This window comes from Cupriavidus sp. 94F1, from assembly GCF_057798875.1.
Map to the genome: position 1 here is coordinate 135,460 of NZ_JBYOJT010000014.1, position 9,512 is coordinate 144,971.

The 9,512-nt window shown below is 66.4% G+C and carries 9 protein-coding genes; 2 read left to right on the forward strand and 7 right to left on the reverse strand.

Features of this window, described 5'->3' with window-relative positions; genetic code table 11:
- Positions 1-6: 6 nt before the first annotated feature.
- From AC3FJ6_RS24885 to AC3FJ6_RS24915, 7 genes are all read right to left on the reverse strand, one after another.
- Positions 7-1,206 carry an acyl-CoA dehydrogenase family protein gene (locus AC3FJ6_RS24885; protein WP_488774151.1) on the reverse strand — a complete coding sequence of 400 codons (1,200 nt, stop codon included), beginning with the start codon at positions 1,204-1,206 and terminating at the stop codon, positions 7-9.
- Positions 1,203-1,454: an acyl carrier protein gene (locus tag AC3FJ6_RS24890; RefSeq protein ID WP_092603394.1), complete on the reverse strand. Its 252-nt coding sequence runs from the start codon at positions 1,452-1,454 to the stop codon at positions 1,203-1,205. The genes AC3FJ6_RS24885 and AC3FJ6_RS24890 overlap by 4 nt, the downstream gene beginning before the upstream one ends.
- Positions 1,455-1,557: 103 nt before the next feature.
- Complete coding sequence (locus tag AC3FJ6_RS24895) at positions 1,558-2,961, reverse strand: undecaprenyl-phosphate glucose phosphotransferase (RefSeq protein ID WP_488774152.1); 1,404 nt, start codon at positions 2,959-2,961, stop codon at positions 1,558-1,560.
- Between the two features lie 105 nt (positions 2,962-3,066).
- The gene (locus AC3FJ6_RS24900) at positions 3,067-3,726 is read right to left on the reverse strand and encodes a phosphatase PAP2 family protein (protein WP_488774153.1); all 660 of its coding nucleotides are present in this window, start codon (positions 3,724-3,726) and stop codon (positions 3,067-3,069) included.
- Positions 3,727-4,153: 427 nt separating this feature from the next.
- Entirely contained in the window at positions 4,154-4,417 is a 264-nt protein-coding gene (locus AC3FJ6_RS24905) for a hypothetical protein (protein ID WP_153948710.1), read from the reverse strand.
- Positions 4,418-4,512: 95 nt separating this feature from the next.
- Positions 4,513-5,061 carry a DNA-binding response regulator gene (locus tag AC3FJ6_RS24910; protein ID WP_488774154.1) on the reverse strand — a complete coding sequence of 183 codons (549 nt, stop codon included), beginning with the start codon at positions 5,059-5,061 and terminating at the stop codon, positions 4,513-4,515.
- Between the two features lie 271 nt (positions 5,062-5,332).
- The gene (locus AC3FJ6_RS24915; protein ID WP_488774155.1) at positions 5,333-6,151 is read right to left on the reverse strand and encodes a helix-turn-helix transcriptional regulator; all 819 of its coding nucleotides are present in this window, start codon (positions 6,149-6,151) and stop codon (positions 5,333-5,335) included.
- 509 nt (positions 6,152-6,660) lie between these two features.
- Between AC3FJ6_RS24915 and AC3FJ6_RS24920 the strand changes: the two genes are divergently transcribed.
- Positions 6,661-8,460, forward strand: coding sequence for a methyl-accepting chemotaxis protein (locus tag AC3FJ6_RS24920; RefSeq protein WP_488774156.1), 1,800 nt, complete (start codon positions 6,661-6,663; stop codon positions 8,458-8,460).
- Between the two features lie 399 nt (positions 8,461-8,859).
- The coding region (locus AC3FJ6_RS24925; RefSeq protein WP_488774157.1) for a hydrolase at positions 8,860-9,512 on the forward strand (653 nt) is incomplete at its 3' end.

The window sequence follows — 9,512 nt, forward strand, 5'->3', positions numbered from 1 at the left end:
GGCTCCTTACGAACGGTCGGCCAGCAACAGATTGGCCGTATTGGTCTGGATGCGATCGTTGTTGATCATCAGCGGCGCCGACCACAGGTCGCGCAGGTGGCGGCCCAGGCTGAACGGCGTGCCGTGCTTGTAGCCAGCCATGCCACAGACCAGCAGCGCCTGCTGCACGACGTCGAGCGCCATCGTCGACATGGCAGTCTTCAGACTGTTCATCTCGGCCGCCAGCGCGAAGGCGGCCGAGACCGAAGCGCCGGCGTGGCGCGCGCGCTGGCGTTCCAGCGCCATGTCGACGCGGGCTTCCATCATCTGCAGCTGGCTCACGGCCTCGGCCACGCGCAGCGCCGACGGCGGCAACTGCCCTGGCCGTGCACGCGCCTGGCCCTGGAAGAAGGTCTTGGCCCGCGACACGGCGTCGGTGGAAATGCCCAGCCATAACGCGCTCCACAGGATGTGCGACACCGGCGTCATGGTGGCGTCCGCGATCTCGCCGAACGGCACCGGCAGCACCTGATCCACCTGGCCGGTGGCCTCCAGCCGGAATCCGTTGCTGCACGTGCCGCGCATGCCCAGCGTGTCCCACGCGTTCAGGCTCTGCAGCGTGTAGTCGCCCTTCAGCGCGCAGACCAGGACCTGGTCCGACGGCGATGCATCGGCGTGGCGCCGCGCGGTGATCAGGATGCCGTCGGCGTGCGCCCCATAGGAAATCGTCGGCGCCATCTTCAACAGATGAAAGCGGTCGCCTTCCACGTTGACCGCGCAGCCACTGCTGCGTAACGCGCCGCCAATGGCTTCCTCGGACGTGGCCGAGGCCAGCAGCAGCTGTTCTCCCGCCACGCGCGCCAGCATCTGCTGATGCCACGGGCTGCCCGTGCCATGTTCGAGCAGGCAGGCCACCTGGATCTGGTGCATCGCGTAGATCATGCCGGTGGATGCGCACGTCTCGCCCAGCACCCGGCAAATGGCCGCAATGGTGGCCAGCGGCGCCCCGCTGCCGCCCAGCACCGCCGGCACCATCGCGCCGAGCAGGCCCTTCTGGCGCAGCACTTCGAAGGCCTCGTGCGGAAAGCGCGCCTCGTGGTCCACGGCGTCGGCAAATCGCTGCGCCACCGCGGCGACCTCGCGGGCGGCCGCGATCAGTTCGTCGCCCGCCATGGCGCTGCCCCCGGCCGGGTTGGCATGCGCCAGCGCGACCTTGGCGGTGCTCATGCTGCCTCCTGCTGCCGGCGAATGGTTTCCACCGCCGCCGCAAGCGAATCGACGCTGCGGAAGAGCTGACGCGTCAGCATTTGATCCGGAATCTCGATATCGAACGCATTTTCCAGCGCCAGCATCACATGCACGGTGGCCAGCGACGACAGGCCTGCTGCGTACAGGTCGTCGTTATCGGCCAGCGTGGCCAGCGGCACGTCGAGGCGGGCCACTTCTCCCAGGATGTTGCGGATTGTTGTTTTCATTCGAAGTCTCCGATTCGGAAGGCTTGATGCGGCCTCCATTCCAGATGTTTTGGACGTCGGGCTCGGTGCGATGTCGCACCAACCAGACGCCGTTGCGCGGCGCTCAGTAGGCGGCCGTGCCTGTCCAGCCGTGCAGGGCCGTACGCAGGATGATCCGAAGGTCCAGCTGGAACGACCAATGCTGGATGTAATAGATATCGAACTCGATGCGCTTGCGCATCTTGTCGATCGTGTCGGTCTGTCCGCGCAGGCCGTTGATCTGGGCCCAGCCCGTGATGCCCGGCTTCACGCGATGGCGCAGCATGTAGCGATCGATCAGTTCCTTGTAGAGCTCGTTGTGCTCCATCGCGTGCGGGCGCGGGCCGACCACCGACATCTCGCCGCGCAGCACATTGAAGAACTGCGGCAGCTCGTCCAGGCTGGTGCGGCGCAGGAAAGCGCCGATGCGCGTCACGCGCGGGTCGTCGCGGGTAGCCTGCGTCACGCCGTGGTCCTGGTGCATGCGCATGGTGCGGAACTTGTAGACGCTGAACGGCTGCCCGTCGATGCCCAGCCGCTTCTGGCGGAACAGCACCGGCCCCGGCGACGACAGCTTGACCATCAGCGCGATCAGCAGCAGCACCGGGCTCAGGCCGAGTATCACGGCCAGCGCGAATACGCGGTCGAAGCTCGCCTTGACGATGCCGGTCACGCCCGATACCGGCGGGCTGTTCAGGTCGATCACGGGCAGGCCCATGAAGTCGGTGAACCTGTGCCCCAGCAGTTCGACCGACGCCACATCGGGCACCCAGCGGATGTCGATCAGTTCGTTGCGGAACTGGCGCACCACGTCGGACAGGTCGCGGCAGGCAGCCATCGGCAGCGTGAGCCAGATCTCGCGCACGCCCTGGCTGCGCACCATCGCGCTGACTTCGTCCATGGTGCGCAGCGGCTCGACGCCGGCCGGGATGTTCTGGCCGTCTTCGTCGTAGATGCCCACCACGCGATAGCCGGCGGCGCGAATCTGCTGCACGCGCAGGAACATCTCGCGACCCAGCGGCCCATACCCGCAGATCACGACGCGCTTGGCGTTGATGCCCTGCTCGCGGACGTTAGCAAGCATGCGGAACATGATGGCGCGCGACACCAGCAGCAGCACCATGGAGCTGATGAACCAGCCCAGCGACCAGACACGCGACACCGCGGCGATCTGGTGGATCAGGAACGCGCCCATCAGGCCGGTCAGGAACACCGTCGCCCACGCGGCGCAGGCCCGCAACGCCAGCACGGCCTGGCTGCGGCCGCGCCAGGATTCGTAGAGGCCGAACGCCGGAAACACGACCAGCGCGCCCAGCGCGCACAGCATCGTCAGAAAGCCGTTGACGGGCGCCGCCTCGCGAATGCCACCCGGAAAGTAGATCGCGCCCATGCCGATGCCTGCCGCGGCAATCAGCAGCGCATCGCAGAGTCTGTAGAGATAGTGAAGCGCCGAATTACGCTCGGCTGCCACATTCCAGTTCGACGCCATGACCACCCCATGCCCCTCGCGGGAAGCTGTTTCGGGTCATGGTTGCGCAGCGGGTCGACAACGTCTGTTGGGCGGCGCACACAGGTCCGGGGCGCCTTCGGCGGCCTACCGGGAAGCGTGCTGGAAATCGCCGGCGGCGCGCATGCCAGCGCCGGGCAGCGCCGCCCACTCGCCGCGGTGGTACAGGTGATCGCGCCCCGAAAGGAACATGGCAAGCTCCTGCACCATCACGTCGGTCGCGCCGGCCAGGCCGCCGGTGGGCAACACCATCAGCGCGGCCAGCATGGCGCACATCGCCAGCATCGTCCGGGGGCTGCGGGGCACGCCGTGCCGCACCACGATCGGCAGGCTGACCAGGAAACCAAGCGTCAGGCCGCTGGCCACCTCGGATAGCGAATGCGCATGCAGCGCCAGCCGCGACACGCCCACTGCCAGCGCCATCAGCACACCGCCCAGCGCGGCCAGCAGGCCCAGGCCTGGCCGCCTGTCGGGCACGGCGATGTAGCAGGCCACTGGCAGGATCGACGCCGCCATCATCGCGTGGCCGGAGAACCCCGTGAAGTTGAGCGATGCACTGCCGATGCCCCAGCCCATGAAAGCAAGCTTGGAAGCCAGCACCACGAGCGCCGTGGCGGTGAACGCGAGCATCCATTGCCGCGCCACGCCGGTGGCGCCGTGCCAGCGCATCCACGCGTAGAGAAAGCACGCGCAGGGCAGCAGGAAGGCGGATTCGCCAAAGTGGGTGATCAGTTGCCAGCGGTTCATCGGGTTCTTCGGTGGTGCCGCGAAATTGCGGTGGAAAGGTGCGTGGCGGCAGCGTAGCACCCCTGCGGCAGGTGCGTACGCCAAATCATTTGATGGATCATCCCCCGCCGTCCATCCCGAAGCATGAGGGCCGCACGCGGGTGCCGGATGCCCTGCGCCGGCGGCCGTGGTCCGCACGGGCGCGCCAGCACTGGGGCCGCCTTCGCGCGCCGCCCGCAAGCCCAGGGATGAGATGCCGGGTTGCCATGCGTCTTCTGGTTGATACTGTCCCGCACGACGATTCGATATGGTCCATGCAATGGTCGCGCACCACGTGTGCGGCCATTTCAAAGCCCGCATGGTCCCCCGGTCGGCGGGCTTCTTTTTTGGAGCCGCCGGATCGACCGGACGCGCATCGCACAGGGTGGCGGTCACGGTGGGACGGGTGTCAGGTGGGCGGCGGCGTGCGTGTCAGCGCGACGAACAGCGCGCGGGCGGTGTCCAGGTGACGGCTTGCTTCGCGCTCGCCGATTTCACGCGCGGCAACGATGGCGGCATCCTCGGTGGCAAAGCATCGGCCATGCAGTTCGCCCCGATACAACAACGGCCCGCCAATGATGGCGAGCCGTATCTCATAGCAGCATGCCCACTTGCCACGGCCTTCGCGCACGGCGAACCCGCGGACAATCAGGATATCCAGACTGTGTTCCATACGACCCCCTGCTCCCCGCGGCGGCCGGCCTCTCCGAGGCGCCGGCTTCTGGCCGTGGGCAAATCCAGCATAGTCGTATCAACGCGCGGACGCCCTCATCCGATGGCAGTAGTCCCATCGGGACTTACCCGCGCCGCAGGGATGAAGTGAGTGGCCGGCGTGGGCGCTGCCTGCGTGCCGTGCGGAGCCAGCGATCTCAGCAGCGTCAGCGCGCTGCGCGGAAAACACTGTCCGCCCGCCCACACCAGCGTGGCGGCAGCGCACACCAGTTCCACCGGCGCCGGCACCGCCAGGCATCCGTTGGCACCAAGCAGCGCGGCGTGCGCCATCAGCCTGGCATCCAGCGCATCGGACAGCACCAGCCAGCGCCGGGGCGCGAGCCGCTCGCGCACACGGTCCAGCAGCGCGCGCGGGTCGCCCGGCACGCCGCTGCAGTCCACGAGCGCCATTTCCACCGGCTCTTCCGGCAGCGGTTCGGATGCATCGGGATTGTCGATCGACGGCATGCGCATCGTGACGGGATCGTCGTCGAGCAGCCATTCGGGGCCGTGCCAGCGCACCGGTGTCGGAATATCCTGGCCCTCCATCCGGCGGGCGAGGATACGGCACATCATTTCGTTGCTGGCGATGAGATAGGTCGTCATCTATTTGCCATCCGCGCATTGTTGCGCGCGTGTATCCGCGGGGTGTGGTGCCCCCGCGGGACGCCCCTGGAGGGGCGCATCGTATTCTTGTGGAATGATGGCGAAGAGGAGTGCGTGCCGGAGATTTCGATGATCTCCGCGGCAGCCCCCGGCGCCGCGCCTGCTTACAACCTAGCAATCACGGCAGCCCGCCGCCTCATGCTTTTGGATGAGGGGCGGGCCGGCGAATGGTGGAAGCGTGCCGTTGGCCGGCAACGCGCAATGACTTCCCTTATGCGGCCTCACAGGCCTCCCGTGCGCTCAATGACGACATCGGGATATGCGTGGGCCTGGCCGGCGTGGGGCCAGGCCAGTTCAGCGTGGCCCCGCGTTGCAGCGCCACGTACACCGCCTCGCCCTTGTTGCGCACATGCAGGCGCTGGTAGAGCGTGCAGGCGTGGGTCTTGGCGGTGGCCACCGAAATGTTCAGCAGCCGGCTGACCGTCTTGACCGGATAGCCGCGCGCCAGCAGGGCCAGCACTTCGTACTGGCGTTCGGTGATATTGAGCAGATGCGCGCCGGCGGCTGGCGTTTCCAGCGGCACCGCCTGAGCGTGCGCTGTGGCATCGCTCAGTTGAGCCGGCACGCCATGCAACGGCACCACGATCGGCGCGGCATCATGGCGCGCTTCGGCGGCGCCGGGTTCGGCGTGACGCGTCGGGGGCAACTGGGACGGAAAGCATTCGCCACCGGCCAGCACCAGCCGGATGGCGGCTTCCAGCGCATCGGCCGAACAGGTCTTGGCCAGCAGACCGCGCACGGCTTCCGGCATGCCGGCCTCGGGCAGTGGCACCGGGAGCTGGTCGGCCAGCACCAGCACGCGCAACGGGGTCAGGCGTCGGCACAGTTCGGCTAGCGTGTGCCAGCCCTGTTCCGCATCGGCCGGCAGGCCGAAGACGAGCAGATCGGCGTGGTGGATCCACGGATCGGGGTCGTGCAGGACGGCGGGATCGAGATCGACGAGATCGCCCGGAACATGCGCCTGCGCCAAAAGGTGGCGCAAACCGAGACGCAACAATGGATGTGGCTCGAGCAAAAGAATGGTGGCCATGGCCGCTCACTTCTTATTGGCGCGTCGCTGCGATGGTTGGCTGTCCGCATGGCGCGCTGTTGGAGGCGCTCCGCTTATTGGCGCGGTTGCACTTCCATACGGTCTGCATCACCTCCTGAGCCTTCGCAGCGTTTCCCGTCCTGGCTTGCTGCCGACTGCTTCGGCCCTCCCTCGGAGGATGTCAGACCGCCCCGTTTGCGTATGTAACGCGTTAGATGCTTCTCAACTCAGATACAAATTAAATCTAATTCTGGTGTTCAGCATAGGCAGCACGCCCTGCGATTGCAAGTCGATGCTGCAGTGCAACGGGTTTTCCCTCGGTTGTATGGCAGATGTCCTGTATTGATATGGCAGGCGGCCGACGGGCCTCGAACGATCGTTCGGAGCGGCAGAAAGTGACGCCGGAACCTCTATGGTGCGCCGCACTAAAGTCGGCCCCGCGCGCGCCGTCAATGCGATGGCAATGCAATCGCCCGGACCCGGGCCAACCTGAGAGAAGAGTTCATCACATGCTTTCCTCGCTTCGCGCGCGAATCGTGGCCCTATCGGTGGCCATCGTCATCGTGGCGCTGGCAGCCAATGCCATCGTCAACCAGTTTGTCGCCCGTGCCTATAACAACGAGGCCATCGACAACAACCTCGCCGCCGTGCAAACCGGCCATGTGGACGCCATTGCGGAATGGGTGTCCAGTCACACGCAGATGATCGCGTCGCTGCAGGACGCCGCGCTGCAGGACGATCCCATTCCTGCGCTGCGGCTGGTTTCAAGCGCCGGCGGCTTTATCAAGACCTACGTCGGCTATCCGGACAAGAGCCACCGCTTTTCTGACGCGGCCGGCCTGAAGCCCGACTACGATCCCACCGCGCGGCCCTGGTACAAGCAGGCCGTGGCAGCGGGCAAGCCCATCGTCACGCCGCCCTACATCGCGGCCAGCAGCGGCAAGCTGGTGGTGACATTTGCCGTGCCGGTGATCCGCGACGGCGGCGTCAAGGCCGTGATTGGCGGCGACGTGGCCATGGATGCCGTGGTGGCCAACGTCCGGTCGATCCATCCCACACCCGCCAGCTTTGGCATCCTGGTGGCGCGCGACGGCAAGATCGTCGCGCATCAGGACGACAAGCTGACGCTGAAGCCAATTGCCGATCTGATACCGGCGCTGGACGGTGACAAGCTTGGCGCGCTGGTGTCGGCCACCGTGCCGTTGGACGTGAGCGTGAGCGGCACCAGCAAGCTGCTGCGTGGCCGCGAGATCGCCGGCACCGACTGGGTGGCCGTGATCGCGCTGGACAAGGCCGAGGCCACGGCCGGCATGCGTTCCGTGCTGATCGCATCGCTCATCTCGCTGGTCATCGTGGCCTGCGCGGCGGCGCTGATCGTGGCAGGCGTGACAGCGGTCTCGTTCCGCCGGCTGTCGGGTATTCGCGATGCCATGGTGGCGATCGGTTCCGGCGATGGCGATCTCACGCGCCGTTTGCCTGCCGAGGGCACCGACGAGGTGGCGCAGATCGCGCGGGCCTTCAATGCGTTTGCCGACAAGCTCGTGCACGTGATGCGCCAGATCCGGGACGCGAGCGAATCGGTACATGTGGCCGCCAACGAGATTGCGGAAGGCAATGCCGATCTGTCGCGCCGTACCGAATCGGCCGCCGCCAGCCTGGAACAGACCGCGGCGTCGATGGAAGAAATCACCGCCACCGTGGGCCAGTCGGAAAGCGCGGCCCGCCAGGCCGACGATACGGCCACGCAGGCGCAGCAGGTGGCCACCCAGGGTGGCAGCGCCATCGCCGGGGCCATCGACACGATGGGCGACATCGAGCGCGCCGCCGTGAAGGTGTCGGACATCATCGGCGTGATCGAGGGCATCGCGTTCCAGACCAATATCCTGGCGCTGAACGCTGCCGTGGAAGCGGCCCGCGCCGGCGAGCAGGGCCGCGGCTTTGCCGTGGTGGCGGGAGAAGTGCGCGCGCTGGCCCAGCGCAGTTCGCAGGCCGCCAAGGAAATCAAGACGCTGATCGAATCGACGGTGGGCAGCGTCAATGCCGGTTCCGGCCAGGTGCGGCTGAGCGGCGAAACAATGCGTGAAATCGTCGGCAACGTGGGCCGCGTCACGCAGATCATTTCCGAGATCACCAGCGCCGCACGCGAACAGACGCGCGGCATTCAGGAAGTGAACGTGGCGGTCAGCCAGCTCGACCAGATGGTGCAGCAGAACGCCGCCCTGGTGGAACAGTCCACCGCTGCCGCTGCGGCGCTCCAGGGCCAGGCGGCCACGCTTGCGGACGTCGTGCGGACCTTCCGCCTGGACTGACGTCAGCCAACGCCAGCCCGGCTCACTGCCGGGCCCCCTCCTCGCGCGGCCCGGCGCGCCCTGCCTAGGGGCGCGCCATCGGGTTCCTCCCCCTGGTACCTCGCGCACCACAGTCAATTCCCCTCGGTACTGAACGCTCGGACTTGCGGTCTGCCACGGCGCGCAAGCGGGATGGGCGTCGGCCGCTGCAAAGGCGTTTCAGGTTTCTCATCGGCCGGGATTCTTAAATTCAATAATTTTGAATAACTATGACGACGATAGCCCACTTTGCGCAGGTGGCCGGTCGCTATAGTTCTGCACATGGACAGCGCAGCAACGCAGCGAAACGAACGAAGCGAAGCCAGCGCCGCCCGATAACACCTCAAACTTATTGAATCGTTTTTAATACCGGAGCCCATCATGTCGAACGCCAAACTGCAAGTCCTGACCCCGCGCAACAGCCAGCTGATCATCATCGACCACCAGCCCCAGATGGCCTTTGGCGTGCAGTCGATGGACCGCCAGACCATGAAGAACAACGTCGTGGGCCTGGCCAAGGCCGCGAAGATCTTCGACGTGCCGACCACCATCACCACCGTCGAGAGCGAATCGTTCTCCGGCTACACCTACCCGGAACTGCTCGACGTCTTCCCGGGCAAGCCAACGCTCGAACGCACCTCGATGAACTCGTGGGACGACCAGAAGGTGCGCGATTCGCTGGCCGCCAACGGCCGCAAGAAGATCGTCGTGGCGGGCCTGTGGACCGAAGTGTGCAACACGACCTTCGCCCTGAGCGCCATGCTCGAGGGGGATTACGAGATCTACATGGTGGCCGACGCCTCGGGCGGCACCACCAAGGAAGCGCACGACTACGCCATGCAGCGCATGATCCAGGCCGGCGTGGTGCCGGTGACGTGGCAGCAGGTGCTGCTGGAATGGCAGCGTGACTGGAAGAACAAGGAAACGTACGACGCGGTGACGGGCCTGGCGAAGGAACACTCGGGTGCCTACGGCATGGGCATCGACTACGCCTACACGATGGTGCACAAGGCCGCCCAGCGCACGCAAAGCGC

What these genes read in the sequence shown, in the direction of transcription:
- AC3FJ6_RS24885 (WP_488774151.1), bottom strand. Translation starts at nt 1,206, where the DNA reads ATGAGCACCGCCAAGGTCGCGCTGGCGCATGCCAACCCGGCCGGGGGC.
- AC3FJ6_RS24890 (WP_092603394.1), bottom strand. Translation starts at nt 1,454, where the DNA reads ATGAAAACAACAATCCGCAACATCCTGGGAGAAGTGGCCCGCCTCGAC.
- AC3FJ6_RS24895 (WP_488774152.1), bottom strand. Translation starts at nt 2,961, where the DNA reads ATGGCGTCGAACTGGAATGTGGCAGCCGAGCGTAATTCGGCGCTTCAC.
- AC3FJ6_RS24900 (WP_488774153.1), bottom strand. Translation starts at nt 3,726, where the DNA reads ATGAACCGCTGGCAACTGATCACCCACTTTGGCGAATCCGCCTTCCTG.
- AC3FJ6_RS24905 (WP_153948710.1), bottom strand. Translation starts at nt 4,417, where the DNA reads ATGGAACACAGTCTGGATATCCTGATTGTCCGCGGGTTCGCCGTGCGC.
- AC3FJ6_RS24910 (WP_488774154.1), bottom strand. Translation starts at nt 5,061, where the DNA reads ATGACGACCTATCTCATCGCCAGCAACGAAATGATGTGCCGTATCCTC.
- AC3FJ6_RS24915 (WP_488774155.1), bottom strand. Translation starts at nt 6,151, where the DNA reads ATGGCCACCATTCTTTTGCTCGAGCCACATCCATTGTTGCGTCTCGGT.
- AC3FJ6_RS24920 (WP_488774156.1), top strand. Translation starts at nt 6,661, where the DNA reads ATGCTTTCCTCGCTTCGCGCGCGAATCGTGGCCCTATCGGTGGCCATC.